The 16576-nt window shown below is 48.4% G+C and carries 11 protein-coding genes; 10 read left to right on the top strand and 1 reads right to left on the bottom strand.

Features of this window, described 5'->3' with window-relative positions:
* Window positions 1–74 precede the first annotated feature (74 nt).
* The 8 genes from OM416_RS26860 to OM416_RS26825 all read left to right on the top strand — a co-directional run bounded on the left by OM416_RS26860 (window position 75) and on the right by OM416_RS26825 (window position 12754).
* Complete coding sequence (locus OM416_RS26860; RefSeq protein WP_036606313.1) at window positions 75–788, top strand: response regulator transcription factor; 714 nt, start codon at window positions 75–77, stop codon at window positions 786–788.
* A complete protein-coding gene (locus tag OM416_RS26855; RefSeq protein WP_264934594.1) occupies window positions 785–2251 on the top strand; it encodes a sensor histidine kinase in 1467 nt (488 codons plus the stop codon). Before OM416_RS26860 ends, OM416_RS26855 begins: the two co-directional genes overlap by 4 nt.
* Window positions 2248–3411, top strand: a complete 1164-nt coding sequence (locus tag OM416_RS26850; protein WP_264934593.1) for a hypothetical protein — start codon at window positions 2248–2250, stop codon at window positions 3409–3411. Before OM416_RS26855 ends, OM416_RS26850 begins: the two co-directional genes overlap by 4 nt.
* A 203-nt stretch (window positions 3412–3614) precedes the next feature.
* Window positions 3615–4298 (top strand): ABC transporter ATP-binding protein, encoded by a 684-nt coding sequence (locus OM416_RS26845; protein ID WP_264934592.1) that lies wholly within the window; start codon window positions 3615–3617, stop codon window positions 4296–4298.
* Window positions 4299–4316: 18 nt separating this feature from the next.
* The gene (locus OM416_RS26840; protein WP_264934590.1) at window positions 4317–5687 is read left to right on the top strand and encodes an ABC transporter permease; all 1371 of its coding nucleotides are present in this window, start codon (window positions 4317–4319) and stop codon (window positions 5685–5687) included.
* Between the two features lie 28 nt (window positions 5688–5715).
* The gene (locus OM416_RS26835; protein WP_264934588.1) at window positions 5716–6792 is read left to right on the top strand and encodes an efflux RND transporter periplasmic adaptor subunit; all 1077 of its coding nucleotides are present in this window, start codon (window positions 5716–5718) and stop codon (window positions 6790–6792) included.
* 524 nt (window positions 6793–7316) lie between these two features.
* Window positions 7317–9761: a glycoside hydrolase family 6 protein gene (locus OM416_RS26830; protein ID WP_264934586.1), complete on the top strand. Its 2445-nt coding sequence runs from the start codon at window positions 7317–7319 to the stop codon at window positions 9759–9761.
* Between the two features lie 656 nt (window positions 9762–10417).
* Window positions 10418–12754 (top strand): rhamnogalacturonan lyase, encoded by a 2337-nt coding sequence (locus OM416_RS26825; protein WP_264934783.1) that lies wholly within the window; start codon window positions 10418–10420, stop codon window positions 12752–12754.
* Window positions 12755–12969: 215 nt separating this feature from the next.
* Here the strand turns inward: OM416_RS26825 and OM416_RS26820 are convergent, their stop codons facing one another.
* Complete coding sequence (locus OM416_RS26820) at window positions 12970–13596, bottom strand: histidine phosphatase family protein (protein ID WP_264934584.1); 627 nt, start codon at window positions 13594–13596, stop codon at window positions 12970–12972.
* A gap of 180 nt (window positions 13597–13776) precedes the next feature.
* Here OM416_RS26820 and OM416_RS26815 point away from each other — a divergent pair, with 180 nt between their 5' ends.
* Both OM416_RS26815 and OM416_RS26810 read left to right on the top strand, forming a co-directional pair.
* Window positions 13777–14790: an AraC family transcriptional regulator gene (locus tag OM416_RS26815; RefSeq protein WP_264934582.1), complete on the top strand. Its 1014-nt coding sequence runs from the start codon at window positions 13777–13779 to the stop codon at window positions 14788–14790.
* A 188-nt stretch (window positions 14791–14978) separates the two neighbouring features.
* The gene (locus OM416_RS26810; protein WP_264934580.1) at window positions 14979–16484 is read left to right on the top strand and encodes an alpha-glucosidase/alpha-galactosidase; all 1506 of its coding nucleotides are present in this window, start codon (window positions 14979–14981) and stop codon (window positions 16482–16484) included.
* Window positions 16485–16576: the final 92 nt, after the last annotated feature.

Below are 16576 nucleotides of genomic sequence, written 5' to 3'. Positions count from 1 at the left end.
TATTCAAGCATACGGCTTGAGATACAAAATATAGGCAGATGAAATTCATAGAGCAGGGAGATTACGAGGGTATCATGAGACAAAAAGAGATTTTAATTATTGAGGACGAGGAGTCCATTCGCGATATTTTGTCCTATTCGTTACGTAAGGAAGGATTCGAGATCAAGGAAGCAGCTACAGGTAAAGAGGGTTTGGATCTGCTTCGGGATTCGAAGCCGGATCTGATTCTGCTGGATCTGATGCTGCCAGACATGAGCGGTTTTGATGTGTGCAGGCAATTATCTGTGAATTCCAAGATACCCGTCATCATGATCACCGCCAAGTCGGACATGCTGGACAAGGTACTTGGCATGGAGCTGGGTGCTGATGACTATATCACGAAGCCTTTTGATATCCGTGAGGTGGTTGCGCGCATTCGGGCAATCTTTCGCCGAATTGACCTCATCAGTGAGACACTGGAGAATCAGTCCTATGAGGTAGTAAGGCTCGGCAAGCACATTGAGATTCGCAAGGATGAACGGGAAGTCTGGAAAGACGGGGAACGTGCCGGACTCACGAATAAGGAATATGATCTGTTGTTATTTCTCGTGACCCACCATCGTAAGGTGCACACACGTTCTGAGCTGCTGGACAAGGTATGGGGATTTGATTTTGCAGGGGATACGCGAACGGTGGACATTCATGTGCAACGGATTCGCAAGAAGCTGGATAGTGGTGTGCAAGGCATATCGATGATTGAAACGGTATTCGGTGTGGGGTACAAGCTGAATATTCAGGTACAGACATGAAGTGGACGATCCAGTTCAAAATGGTGGTGCTATTCTCGGTCATCGTCTTTATCGGATTCTCCGTTCTGCTGATTCTGTCCAATAAGGTGGCACAGGAGAATATGTACCGGGAAGTGCATGAGGATATGGTGCAATCGAAAAGAAACCTGGACATCGCGCTGAATCAGTACTTCCTGATTCATAACAAACGCATGAGCAGAGACTCGCTCGAAGCCGGAAACCGCGAGCTCGCGGAGCAGATTGGTTCAGCCGTTGGCGGGAAGATTACGGTATACGGTCCCGATGCTTCGCCCTATGGATCTGCTGGCAGCGAGGTTAACGTTGCTAAGCGCTCTGACCATCCTGATGTGGAGGAGGCCATACGATCCCGGATCGCTTACACCACAGTTGTGGATAAAGGTCGTGTCACCTCCAGCCTGTCCTTCCCACTCCAGATGGATCAACAATTGATTGGTATTGTACAGTTGGAAAAGGATTATACGGACTTGTACAGAAGCAATCTCCGGTTCCAGAATACGATCAAGTTATTTGCAGCGGTTATTTTCGTATTTGTATTTATCGCGTCCATCTTTATTTCCCGGAAAATTACACAGCCCATCCGTGTACTCACGAAACGTTCTGCGGAAGTGGCTCAGGGAAGTCTGAATGCAGACATTCAGATTACCACCAAGGATGAGATCGGTGAATTGGCTTCAAGCTTCACCGTCATGATTGATCGGGTACGGGAGCAGATTGATGTGATTGAGCGGGAGCGGGACGAAGTGAAGCAAGTGCAGGCGCGAAGCAAAGTCTTTTTTGACAATGTGACACATGAATTAAAGACACCGCTAACGACAATTCTGGGGTACGCCCAGATTTTGCGGGATAATGGATTTACCGATCAGGACTTTTTTGACAAAGGCATGAATTATATTATCAAAGAAAGCCAGCGTCTCAACACGATGGTTGCGGATATCCTGGAGGTCTCGGTCTCGTCTGCGGTCATTCAGGCGTACCGATTCGAACGTATCGATGTATCCGATATTATTCGTGAAGCTTGTGAAGATATGTCGATAAAGGCTAGCAAGTACAATATAGGCATTCATTATGAGCTGGAGGAGAATCAGTATCTACAGGGAGATCGGGACAAGCTGAAAGAGGTCTTCCTCAACGTCCTGGATAATTCGGTGAAGTACAGTGATGTGAACTCCATCATCGAAGTACAATCCTTCCGGTTAGGTGATTCCATCGCTATTGTAATTCGTGATCAGGGAGAAGGTATCGGTGCTGAAGCGCTCCAGCATGTATTTGAACCCTTTTACCAGGATAAAGGAATTAACAGGGCCGAGAAGGGCAGTGCCGGGCTTGGTCTGTCTATTGTGAAGAACATCGTTGAGCGTCATGGAGGAACAGTAGAGATGAAGAGCATCATGCGGGAAGGGACACAAGTAAATATCAGTCTTCCGGGGGAAATGAACGCATGAGACATTCCGGATTTTGGCGTAAAAACCGCGACAGATTAATGCTGTCAGGGCTGTTGATCGCATTTGTCAGCGGAATTTTCGGGATTGGCAGCCTGTTCAGTATCGGAAATCTCAAGCCTAGAACAGTGATCTTGCCCAGTGAGCAATTCAATAACCGTCTGGCACCACCACCGAGCAGTACCATTCAGATCGAGTCGGCTACCAAGATTCCAAATGACTTTGCGATTTTTGATTTTGAAGTGGTAGACCGGAACACGATTATATTGAATCAACTGGAATCTTCGTATTCCAGCCTTCAGCTGTCTCTCCTGCATCTGGATGATAATGAAGTGAAGAGTATTGCGAGTAATACGGAATATGGTGTAGCGATCAGCCCGGATCACAAGAAGATCATTTACTCCCAGTACCGGTCGGGTCAGGCGCAGAAGACGACATATGAGTATGTGATTGAGAGCGGGGAACGTCGCAAGCTTCCGAGCGACAATTCGTATTACAGAGTGTTTGTAGGGGACGAATCCTATATCGGTCAGGATGATCTTTTATTCAAACAAGTAGATCTGAGCAAGGGGACGAGTCAAGTCATCTACACGTATGATGAGCTGATGGGCATGTTCACAGGACCAAGACAAGGGAAAGGTTCGAATGATACGTTTATCGTGATGGATGTGTTGCAGGTCAGTGAAGACCAGAAGCAGTTTTATATGCTGGTGATGCTGAAAGACAACTATGCCATCTATCGTGTATCGCTTGAGGACGAGCATGAAGTGAAGGCGTATGCTGCAATGGAAGACATTCAACAATTCAAGTTGCTGAAAAATGGTGACATGCTCATCCAGGGAACGCTGAATAAGGTACAGGGGTTGTATCGGTATCGTGCAGCGCAGGAACAGTATGATCTGGTATTACAAGGTTCTATCTGGAACTTTGATTTGAATGAAGATGAATCGCGAATCGCTTACTTTTATCCAATGGATATTCAGAATCAGAAGAATGAGTTGCATATTGCCTACCTGAATGACAGCGAGCTTTCGTCCGATACGGTAATCTACCGCAATATTGATAACTTCATCAATCTGAAATGGAATGACGATGATCTATTTGCAGTGGGCAGTACGATGGATAAAAGTGAGATGTACCGTTTTAGCTTCAGAGCCTGGTAAGCTGCGGAAAGTATTCAAATATAAGACCTTGGTCTGGATAGAGCTGGCAATAGCTACTCTGCGGACAAGGTCTTTTTGTTGTGACATTTTACAAGTTGGATACAACTCCGGCCAGCCCGGATACATCTCCATCCTATAATGAAGAGGGAATGTGCGACGCGAATCTGTACATATTTAGCAAGTAGAAAGGAAGACATGCAGTAATGCTTCAAGTTGAACAATTATCCCACTCGTTCCGCAATGGCCAAGGAACCGTGCCAGTGCTTCAGGATATCAACCTGACGATTGGAGAAGGCAAGATGGTGGCTCTGCTGGGCAGTTCTGGTTCAGGCAAGTCAACACTGCTGAATCTGATGGCGGGGCTGATGAAACCGGATCAGGGCAAGATTCTAATTGCGGGACAAGATATTGTACGTTTCAGTGAAAATCGCCTGGCTGAGTTCAGGCGTAGTCATATCGGGTTTATTTTTCAATCCTATGAACTGCTGTCCAATCTTACGATCCGGGAAAATGTAGAATTACCCTTGGTGTTTATGGGGATAAGCCCTTCGAAACGCAAAGCAAAAGCATTGAAGCTGTTGGAACAGGTTGGACTGGGGGAAAAAGCAAACTTGTTCCCGTCTCAGTTGTCGGGCGGTCAACAACAACGTGTCAGTATTGCACGTTCGCTCATTACCGAACCCTCGGTGATCTTTGCAGATGAGCCTACCGGGAATCTGGATACCGAGACGGAGGAAGAGATCATTGCGATTTTGCAGCAGCTTAACCGGGATATGAATACGACCTTTGTCATTGTGACACATGAAGCAGAGGTCGCGGAGCAGATGCAAGTCGTGCTTACACTGCAACATGGAATACTGGTCGAAGAGGCCATAAGGGAAGTTTGAGGCAAAAGGAGAGGAAATGTGAGAATACGGGATGTAGCACGTATGGCCTGGGGACAGATCATTCGCAGAAAAATGGTCACATTGCTGTGCATGATGGGGCTGTCCATCGGTTCTGCTGCCATGATCATTGCACTTAGTGTAGGGCAGTCCGTACAGACCTATAGCGAGAAAACATTGAACGACAATTACAAGATGGATGAGATTACGATTACACCTAATGAAGGCATTCGTACCGGCAACGGCAAGGGGAGTGGTCAGACATCGAAGTTTGAACGTGGGGCGCTGACGTTGGAGAAAATTCAGATTATCCAAAGACTTCCCCATGTTGTTGCGGTGGCTCCCATGTTAAAGCTGGATTCGCTCGAAATGGTGCTTCCGGATGGTCGCAGTACGTATGTTGAGGTCATCGGTACCCAACTAGAGACCCTGAGCGGATTTGGATACAAGTATGCTGAGGGACGTGGGGCAGAGGATGGTCGTATGGCGGTGACCAGTTATGGGGCTGCATTTGGACTCGTGGACCCCAAAGTAACTCAGAAGTTATTTGAGCAGTTGAATGCTGATCCATATAACAATGAGCTTTTGGAGCAGTATACGGAAATGTCAGCGAAGCAGGATCAGCTGGTTCAGCAGCTTGTTCAGTTTCGATATGAGGATTATGCGAATGCGAGCAAAACCAAAATGAGTGGCTCTATACGCGTGTCTGGAGAGTTGATGAAGCCTTCCAACATGGATGAGATGAGTGCTCAAAACGATAAAAAGGTATATCTGCCGCTCGATACAGCTCGTGCATTGCAGGATGAGCTTGGATTACAGCAGGCCGACAGCAGTGCGGCCAAGCATCTTAACTCGGCTCTGGTCAAGGTTGAAGACAAACGTTATGTATCCCAGGTGGAAGAACAGATTAAAAAGCTAACGTTGAACACACAGAGTAATCTGTTCCAGGAGGAAGCGATGGCAGGCCAACTGGCGATGTACCAAAAAGCAGCATTGGGGATCGGTGGTTTTATTATGCTGCTGGCCTCGTTGTCCATTATTGTGGCAATGATCATGTCTACGCATCAGCGGCGTAAACAAATCGGTGTGATGAAGGTGCTGGGTGCAAATCTGTGGCAGATCCGCCAGATGTTTATTACGGAAGCAGCGATGCTTGGGTTAATGGGTGGCATGGCTGGTGTAGGGATTGCCTTTGCTGCCCTCGGCGGGGTGAACAGTCTGCTGGCGAGTCAGATGGCAAATCAGGTCAATGGCCCGATGACCGTGGCTATTCAGCAGTCTGCTTTGCCGCTCGGCATCGTGTTTGCTGTGCTGGTCGGTATTGTATCGGGTATATATCCGGCAATCAGCGCATCCCGAACCAATGCATTAACTGTGATCAAATCGATGTAATTTTATTAGCGAAAGGGAAATTGGGCACATGAAGAAGTGGATTAAAATTATCATCACCGTTGTACTTTTGGCAGGTGTGGGGTACTGGTTGTATGAAAAGTACAAGCCAAAACCGGAGGCACCTATCGAGATTCCGCCCCCGATTACCTTTGATGTGACACAGGAAACGATGACGCAAACGATTCAGGTGAAGGGGAAATCCGTATATACCGATCAGACCGATATATTTGCTCCGTATGCTTCCAACATCAAGCAATGGCACGTGAAAAGTGGTGAGCAGGTGAACAAAGGCGATGTCCTGTATACTCTCGACCCGTCCGCGTTACAAACGGAAGTAGAGCAGTTGCAGAGCGATCTGGAGAAAGCTCAACTGGAAAATAAGATGAATCAGGTTAGCCTGGATCAGGCGAATATGAGCGAGTCACTTGGCGTGACGGAAGAGGAACGCAAGAAGGCATTTGCAGACCGGGAAGGCAAACGTCTAACAAATGAGTTGAATCAAAAAGCGCTGGTCCTCAAGGAAAAGGAGATACAGAAAAAGCAGGCCGTGATGAGCAAGTCCGTTGTGTATGCTTCTGCTTCTGGTATATTTCAGATGAATGAAGAGGACAGCAAAACACGTGCGGTGACGGAAGGACAGCTCATAGGGTCCATTACGAACACCAGCAAACTGAAATTCATGACGATTGTTGGTGAAGAAGAAATGTTCAGACTTAAGGTGGGAATGCCAGTTAAGGTGCGAATGACAGCGCAGAAAGACCTGGAATTCACCGGGAAGGTGAGTAAGGTGTCCAAATTCGCCCGCAAGAGTACCGATACGGACCTCAAGCAGGCTTCTCAGTTTGATGTGGTCATTGATCTGAAGCCGGACGCCAGAATGTATGGAGGCGTGAGTCTGGAAGGGGATATCGAGACAACGCGGAAGGACAAAGTGACCGTTGTGTCCAGCCTGGCGATTATGCGGGATCAGACCGAACCTTATGTCCTGTTAGACAAAGGGAACGGACAGACAGAGCCACTAACCATCCAGGCTGGAATGGAGTCGGGGGATAAGACAGAAGTGGTTAGCGGCTTAAAACCGGGCGATGTCGTCGTTCTGCCCTAGACGAGCGGGTTAATTCGATCTTGATCAACACGAGGTTCATTGTGGCAGATTGCCAGGGTGAGCCTTTTGTGTGGTTTGGGGCAAGGGATGTCCAGATTCCTGCCTGAATTATGGAAAAAAATATAATTAAATTTATATAATTCAATTTACAGTAATATTTACATGTCGTATAATCAGTACATAAGAAGGAGGTGAACACCGAACATCATGATCGTAGATGGTAGGCGAAGGCCTTTTTTTAAACCACTTTAAGAAAGCGCTTTCTGAAATGGGATGTTAGAGATCCCGCAATCCTTTTTCACACTTCTTCATGTCTAACACACGTTTAACCACACCCACCACATTATACTCTTATGGCTCGACCCCACACACGATTTGCTCACTCAAGGTTTCAGCTACTCAACTATTACATTTGGAGGTGATACAACCAACTCATCCGAACGTTCTCTTCGTGCTAAGCATCTTAATGACACAGAGGATCAGACATGAGTACAACCCAATCTAACTAAAGGAAAGGTGGAACTATGAAGACTAAATTGAAAACCAAATCGAGAGGTAAGAAGATCCTGCGCAAAGGTGTAAAGCAAATAATGGCAGCAACGCTGCTCGCGGCGGGGATTTTCCCTGGATTGTCTCCAGGCTTGACTCAGGCGGCTGAAGCACATGTGGATAATCCATTTGTAGGGGCAACCGCTTATCTGAACCAGGATTACTCAGCTCTCGTGGATACGTCCGTTGCGCTGACCAACGATACATCGCTGAAGGCCAAGATGGAGACGGTCAAATCGTATCCAACAGCCGTATGGATTGACCGTATTGCTGCGATCTATGGCGGCGCGGACAACGCTGGTCGCAAAAGCGTAGAGCAACATCTCGATGCCGTTCTCGCCCAAAAGAAACCGGGTACACCAATAACGGCTTCATTCGTTGTCTATAACTTGCCTGGCCGGGATTGTCATGCACTCGCATCGAATGGTGAACTTCCACTAACACAGGCTGCACTACAGACGTACAAAACAGATTACATTGATGTCATTGCAGATATCTTCGCAGATCCGAAATATCAGGATATTCGCATTGTGGCGATTATTGAGCCGGACAGTCTGCCTAACCTTGTGACTAACCTGAGTACTCCAGCTTGTGCGCAAGCCAGCTCAACAGGTATCTATGAAGATGGGGTCAAGTATGCACTGGACAAGCTGCATGCCATTCCTAATGTGTACAATTACCTGGATATCGGCCATTCCGGCTGGCTCGGATGGGACAACAACCGTACCGGTGCGATTGCCCTGTACACTGACGTAGTAAATGATACAGCGGCAGGTCTGCAAAGTGCAGATGGTTTTATCACCAACACTGCCAATACGACGCCTACTCATGAACCGAATCTGCCTAATCCGGATCTGAATATCGGTGGACAACCGATCAGATCTTCCGATTATTATGAATGGAACCCGTACTTTGACGAGACGGACTTCACTGCAGCACTCTATTCCGGATTTGTACAAGCCGGATGGCCGAGCAGCACGGGCTTCCTGATCGATACCAGCCGTAATGGATGGGGCGGGGTGAACCGTCCAACATCAGCGACAGGAAGCAATATTAATTCCTATGTGAATTCTGGACGGGTCGATAAACGGGATCATCGTGGCAATTGGTGTAACAACAGTGGGGCAGGTATTGGTGAAGCACCTAAGGCTGCACCGGGACCCGCACATCTGGATGCTTATGTATGGGTGAAACCTCCGGGTGAATCCGATGGCTCCAGCTCCGAAATTCCGAACAACGAAGGTAAAGGTTTCGACCGGATGTGTGATCCGACCTTCACAACTCGGGATGGCGTATTAACAGGTGCACTCGCGAATGCTCCGGTATCCGGTCACTGGTTCCACGATCAATTCGTGACACTGGTGAAAAACTCATTCCCTGTCCTGCCTGCCAGTAACGGTGGTGGGAATCCTCCAGGCGGAACAACAGCTCCGGCAGCACCAGCGGCATTGACGGCTTCTGCCGGTAACGCTCAAGTCTCCTTAACGTGGACTGCTTCCGCGGGAGCAACAAGTTATAGTGTGAAGCGGGCACTCAGTGCATCAGGTCCATTCACAACGATTGCTGCCAATGTAAGTGGAACATCTTACAGCAACACAGGCCTGATCAATGGCACAACCTATTATTATGTGGTAACAGCAACGAATGCAGTAGGTGAAAGTGTTAACTCTGCAACAGCAACAGCTACACCGATTGCAGGTGTAACGGCGCCAGCTGCACCGACTGCTCTCACAGCAACGGCAGGCAATGCACAGGTGAGCTTGACGTGGGCTGCTTCTGCAGGTGCGACAAGTTATAATGTGAAACGGGCGCTGAGTGCATCCGGTCCGTTCACAACAGTCGCTGCGAATGTGAGTGGTACGTCCTACACGAACACGGCCCTGACGAACGGAACAACGTATCATTATGTGGTAAGTGCAGTGAATACAGCAGGGCAAAGTGCCAATTCCGCTGTAGCTTCCGCGACACCTCAAAGTGTCGTTGTGCCGACCAGTGATCTTGTTTTGCAATACCGTGCGGGAGATACCAATGCGCTGGATAGCCAGATCAAACCGTATTTCAACATCAAAAACCTGGGCAGTACTGCTGTGAATCTGAGTGATCTGAAGATCCGGTATTACTTCTCCAAAGAAGGCTCGGCTGCGATGGATTCGGCCATCGATTACGCTCAAGTTGGCGGAGCCAATATCCAGCGTACCTTCACAGACTCCTATGTGGAGCTGAGCTTCACATCTGGCGCTGGCAGCATTCAGGCTGGTGGACAGACTGGAGACATCCAGCTTCGCATGTACAAAACAGACTGGTCCAACTTTGACGAGACGAATGACTACTCCTTCGATCCAACGAAAACATCCTATCAGGATTGGAACAAGGTAACGCTCTACCAAGCTGGAAACCTGGTATGGGGTATTGAGCCTTAAAACTTACTCGTAATTGTTTTAACCGCGATCCTCAGTATGTTAGAGGATTGCGGTTTTTTACTATTCATTACAAAGAGTCATTCTCGATTGAAGTACTTGATCAACTGAGGAACGTAGTGGAGGGGACGAAATCGATTCTGAAGAAACGAAGTGTTCGCCTTTATCACCGGATTTTACCCTTGGAAAGGGGATGGAAGAAAATCCGGGGATAACAGCGATCATAAGAACGATTCGTAACCGGAACGGATATCCCTCACAGCTGCAAGTTCTTTTTCTCAAATGGCTCCTAAAAACACTGATTATTGATCGTTTTGGTCGGATATTTGCCTAGGGTCTGGCAGGCAGGATGTCTATAATAGAACCCGATGGGCGGGATCACTTCGCTCGGATTGGAAAGAGAATGGAAGGGGGGCCGCACTCTGGTAGTCGGGCAAGCTGATTTCTCTTTTTTATAATTGTAAGCGCAATCATTAATGGCAAGTCTCGTCCGTTGAAGAAGGTCTGTACGAATTTATCGAATGTTCAATCATCATCGTTGTGTATATGCGTCACCTATTCTGTCTCAAGGAGCGTGAAGGTGGATGAACTCAGAAACAACAGCGCCGGTACATAAAGGATCGGCTTCAGGTCTGCAATCAGGACGCAGGAAGGCACGTATGCCACTTACAGCCAAGGTGCTCTCTTCGGCACTGAGCGTAGCTTTGCTTGTTGGGGGAACAGCAGGGATTACCGGAGCAGAAGCTTCGAACGGCAGTGGGGCGACGGAGGCTAGCCTGCAATCACATAAGGGAGGCAGTCACGTGAAAGAGATTCAACTGGAATATCTGGATCGGGGTCTGGTGGCTGCATCCACATCCGAAGGTGTGTTTCTCAGCTGGAGATTGCTTGGTGACGAGTCCACAGGATATAGCGACAAAGGGCTGACAGGTACGGACTTCAACGTCTATCGTGATGGCAAAAAGATCGCTACCGTCACGGACAGCACCAACTATGTAGATGCCGCGGGCAAATCTTCTTCCCGTTATGAAGTGGCAGCGGTGAACAAGAAGGGCAAGGAGAGCAAACGCAGTGCATCCGTCAAACCTTGGGCGAACGGCTATGTGGACATTCAACTGCAAAAACCCGCTGATGGCGTGACGCCTGCGGGAGAAGCTTATACGTATTCCGCCAATGACATGAGCGTAGGTGATGTAGACGGGGATGGCCAGTATGAGTTTTTCGTGAAGTGGGACCCTTCCAACGCCAAGGACGTATCGCAAAAAGGGTACACTGGTAACACCTACATTGATGCGTACACCTTGGACGGTCTGCTGTTGTACCGGATCGATCTTGGGGTCAATATCCGGGCGGGTGCTCATTATACACAGATGCTCGTTTATGATTTTGACGGGGATGGCAAGGCCGAGATGATGTTCAAGACCGCTCCGGGCACGAAGATTATCAAATATAACAAAAAAGGAAAAGTGACATCCGAGAAGTACATCACGCTTCCGAAGCAGGATCGCAAGGCAGGATACTCGAACGAAGATGATTATCGTTTAAGTGCGGATGGTTACTATGATCACGTGGTGGATATGTTCAAAAACTGGCATAAACACGACGAGGTTGTGAAGGGGAACTGGCCTGCGACATTAGAAGAGGCTTTTGGAATCGAGAAAAAATATAATTACCCATTATCTCAGCAGGATGCCGAAAGTCTGGCCGACTACTTCATTGATGTATATGCGGTAGAACGCAGTAATCGAAATGAGCTGCGCAAGTTTGAAGGTTTTATCGTGGATGGACCGGAGTATGTTACGGTATTTGAAGGCAAATCAGGCAAAGAGCTGGAGACCATTCCATATGAACCCGAGCGTCATGACGATGGTCTGATGTGGGGCGATTATGCCATGGCACGGATTGAACCTGGGAATCGGGTGGACCGTTTCCTTGCAGGTGTGGCCTATTTGGATGGCAAGAAACCGTCTGCTATATTTGCACGCGGATACTATACACGTTCGACGATGGTTGCCTACAATTGGGATGGCAAGAAGCTGAAAAAGGAATGGAAAGTGGACAGCGGCTGGACACCGATGAAGAACCCATTCAATGACGGACCGCACGGAGTGGATGGTACAGATCCGCAGTATGGCTCCATCACAACTCAGGGAGCTCACTATTTCAGTGTGGCGGATGTGGATGGTGACGGCAAACAGGAGATTATCTATGGCTCCGCTACGATTGATCATGATGGAAGCGTGCTATACAGCTCAACAGACCTGATGCCTGCCGAGAGTGCTGCACCGGGAACCATTGCCCGTCTGGGTCATGGGGACGCACTTCATGTGGCAGATATTGACCCGGATCGTCCGGGACTGGAGATTTTCATGGTTCACGAGGGTGGTCCGTGGGCGCCATATGGCTATTCCCTGCGTGATGCGAAGACTGGAGAAGTGATTTATGGCGGATACACGGGGAAAGATACCGGACGCGGCATGGTGGGTGATGTTGATCCGACTCGCCGTGGGCTGGAGACATGGGCTGTAGGTTTGTGGACAGCGACTGGTGAAAAAATCAGTGATCAGGCACCGGGAACCAATATGAATATCCGTTGGGCTGGCGATATGACGACACAGATCGTAGATGGTGCCATCGACGTCACGCCTACGATCAAAGACTGGAATCGTGGCACGTTGCTCACCGCAACAGGAACATTGACCAACAATCACACCAAAGGTACGCCTTCTCTTGTAGCTGATATCTTCGGGGATTGGCGGGAAGAGATGCTGGTGAGAACGACGGACAGTTCAGCGATCCGCATCTATCTGAGTACCGAGAAAACGGACCGCAAGCTGTACACGCTGATGCATGATGCGATGTATCGTGTGGGCATTGCAGGACAGAACAGTGGATACAACCAGCCTTCCTATCCGTCCTTCTACATGGCATCGGATATCGACTGGTCAAAAGTAACGCTGCCTAAGTTCTACACGCCAGGTAAGGGCGGAAAGTAAGCAGGCCGGAGTAATAATAGGTAGCAATAGCAACGAAACATGTGTTCATGATCAGGCTGTAAAGTAACGCAGCGCAGCGTCGTTAGTTTTGAGAGTTGTTATCGAAGCTTGGAAACTCTGGAATCCCCATGTGTCTCGGCACATGGGGCTTTCAGAGCTTTTTTACATAAGGATCTGCGGGCAGAGCTTGGCATGTTCTCGGCGTCCATGTTACGTCATTCTTTTACATCGTTGGAGTCTAAATGCTCGGTAGAAGCGAACGCTTCAATGGTGTATTTACCTTGATCATGGATCAATGTGGTGATGGAGCACTCGGGGATCAATTGGTTCTGCATAGCTATAAAATCGGAATGCCAGACGTTAAGCTCGCCCTCGGTAAAGGTTTGCACCAGAAAATCAGTAATGAGTCCACCATGTGCAACCACAATAATGTTACTGTTCTCTGGCTCTTCATTAGCCAATTCGGTTAGGAGGGAGGCCAGCCGTTCACCAGCCTGTTTGGCCGAGTCACCCACGGGTGGAATGTAATCTGGGTCAGACGTACATCGATCCCACATCGCAATGAATTCTTCGAATGACTGATCCGGGCAATCGCCCCAATTGGCACGTTCGCGCAGGCGAGAATCTTCGGTGATATGGGATTGAGTATGGTGGGCAATCATACTTGCAGTTTCTCGGGCTCGTCGAAGTGGGCTGGTCAGGATTTTAGTAACGGGAAAGGGTGCTCTGGCAAAATGAAGTGCTGTGGCCTCGGCTTGTAAAGCTCCTTGGAAAGTGAGGGAGACATCACCGATTCGTCGTTCTTTGAGACCATGTCTCACCAAATGAAAGGTGGTACTCATGAGTGGAAACCTCCTTAATTATAGACGTTCACATAAATGATTAGATAGTATACTAATTATATATTTATCTAATTAAATAATGCAATGATGGTTTTGACGAAGACAGTTTATATTCAACCTATAGAATTGCTACAATAGAGAAAAGTGAGGATCGATCGTTGTTGGAATGGAGGTATGGATATGAGTATCGCGAAGCGCTGGACAGGAAGCCTATATCAGGAGGCATTGCGAACAGAGGATTGCGGGCCGCGTTTCTACGCGTACTACTACAAGCAATGGGACAACTATCGTATGTCCTATCACAATCATGATTCCACAGAAATCATGTATATTATTTCGGGAATGTGCCGGGTGGATGTGCAGATGCCGGATGGGAGTTCGGAGCAGACCGTTTTGAAAAAAGGGCAGTTCATTATGCTCGACGCAGGTGTCCCGCACCGTTTGCTGGTGGAAGATGGCGTGCCTTGCCGGATGCTCAATGTGGAGTTTGGATTCTCAGGCTCTCCTTCCGGACAGTTATCCATTCGCCAACTCGCACTGGAAGAGGAAGAAGTCCACACTCTACTCACTAATGCTTCGCCATATCTGGTACTGCCTGACCCGGAAGAAGTGTATCACATTATGAAAAGTCTGGTACTGGAACTCGATCAGCGCGGTCTGCTGGAGCAAGGGAGATCGAACATGCCGATGAAGATCATTCCGCCAGAGGAAAGGTTGCAGCACCGCGAAGCCCGGAATCTAACGTCCCCGGAACAGGGTATGCTGGTGCGTACACTGTTTATCCAGTTGCTGGTCCGTGTTGCTCGTCTGCGCGGAGAAATGAGCCGGAGTGCACTAGATCAGGCGGAGCTGTATGTCAAACGAACCATTGAATTCATGCATCACAACATGGACCGCAACATTCAGATGAAGGATATCGCGGCAGCCGTCAATCTGCATCCAGGCTATTTACATCGCATTTTTCGTCAGCACACGCAGCGGACACCGACCGACTACCTAACGATGCTTCGCATGGAGAAGGCCAAGATGCTGCTTCAGCAGACCAATATTCCGATTTCGGAAATCTCCGACTATGTGGGGGTAGGCAGTCGTCAGTATTTTCATATGTTATTCAAGAAATATACAGGCCGTACGCCAGTTGAATTTCGCTCCTCTATGGAACGACATGTCAGTCAGTATCCGTCCGATGAATGAGCCGATTGCAGTTATTTCGAATACAACTGGATTACCGGATCTAGCATGTAAAAGTTAGGATTTTTGACAACAAGATCTTGAACAGGTCATGATTTTGATAACGCTTCCCCTTTTACCGTTGGTACAATGATTTCATGAAGATAGTCATTAACCGAAGCGAGTGATTCGGATTAGGGGAGGACATAGGCATGTCGTTTAAAGTGGCGTTTATCGGGGCAGGAAGTATCGGATTTACACGGGGATTGCTAAGGGATTTGCTCACGGTACCGGAGTTTAACAACATTGAAATTGCGTTCTGTGATATTAGCCAGCACAATCTGGACATGGTGACTGAGCTGTGTCAGCGGGATATCCGTGAGAATGGACTGAATATTCAGATTCAGCCGACAACAGATCGTAAAGAAGCGTTGAAATATGCGAAGTATGTACTGTGTACGATTCGTGTTGGGGGACTGGAAGCATTTGCAACCGATGTGGATATTCCACTGAAGTATGGGGTAGATCAATGTGTCGGCGATACGCTGTGTGCAGGTGGCATTATGTATGGACAACGGGGAATCGCCGAGATGCTGGATATCTGTAAAGATATTCGTGAACAGAGCGCACCCGACGTGCTGCTCTTGAACTATTCCAATCCGATGGCGATGCTCACATGGGCTTGCAACAAGTACGGCGGTGTGCGGACGATCGGATTGTGTCATGGCGTACAGCATGGTCATCATCAGATTGCAGAAGCTTTTGGCTTGAAAAAGAGTGAAGTGGATATTATCTGTGCCGGCATCAACCATCAGACCTGGTACATTCAGGCGTCTCATGAGGGCAAAGACCTTACAGGTGATCTGCTCGAAGCTTTCGAGAAACATCCGGAGTACAGCCGCACTGAGAAAGTGCGGATCGATATGCTGCGCCGCTTCGGATACTACAGCACGGAATCAAATGGTCATCTGAGTGAATATGTGCCGTGGTACCGCAAACGTCCGGAAGAGATCAACGACTGGATCGACCTCGGCAACTGGATCAACGGAGAGACGGGTGGATATTTGCGTGTGTGTACCGAGGGGCGCAACTGGTTCGAGACTGATTTTCCAAACTGGATGAAGGATGAACCGATGCAATTCATTCCAGAAAAACGGGGCGAGGAGCATGGTTCGTATATTATCGAAGGGCTGGAGACGGGACGTGTCTATCGTGGACATTTCAATACCGTCAATAATGGAGTCATCTCGAACCTGCCGGATGATGCGATTATTGAAGCACCGGGATATGTGGATCGCAATGGCATCTCCATGCCGCATGTAGGCGATTTGCCACTTGGACCAGCCGCGGTATGTAATGTGAGCATTTCCGTGCAACGTCTTGCCGTTGAAGCAGCAGTGAACGGAGACGACAAGTTACTTCGTCAGGCATTCATGATGGACCCGCTCGTGGGTGCCGTATGTAATCCGAAAGAAATTTGGCAGATGGTCGACGAGATGCTAGTTGCACAGGCCCAGTGGTTGCCGCAGTATGGTGACGCTATCGCTGCCGCAGAAGCGAGACTCGCTGCTGGCAATCTTATTCCAACGAAGGAATATGAAGGTGCTGCGCGTCTCAAGGTGAAAACCGTTGAAGAGATGCAGCAGGATCGCGATGCTGCGAACAAAAATGCGGGAGAATCTGATAAAGGGAAAGATCGCGAGAAAGTGCAGCAATAGTGTTGAGTGTGAGTAGTGGCTCACAAGAGTATAGAAAAGATAGAAACAAATAGAAATACAGAAACAGGCCAGATTCTCCGAATGGAGGGTTT

The organism is Paenibacillus sp. LS1 (genome assembly GCF_026013365.1).
Lineage (GTDB): Bacteria > Bacillota > Bacilli > Paenibacillales > Paenibacillaceae > Paenibacillus.
The sequence above is the reverse complement of the archived record's forward strand: the minus strand, read 5'-3'. Positions and strand labels throughout refer to the sequence as shown.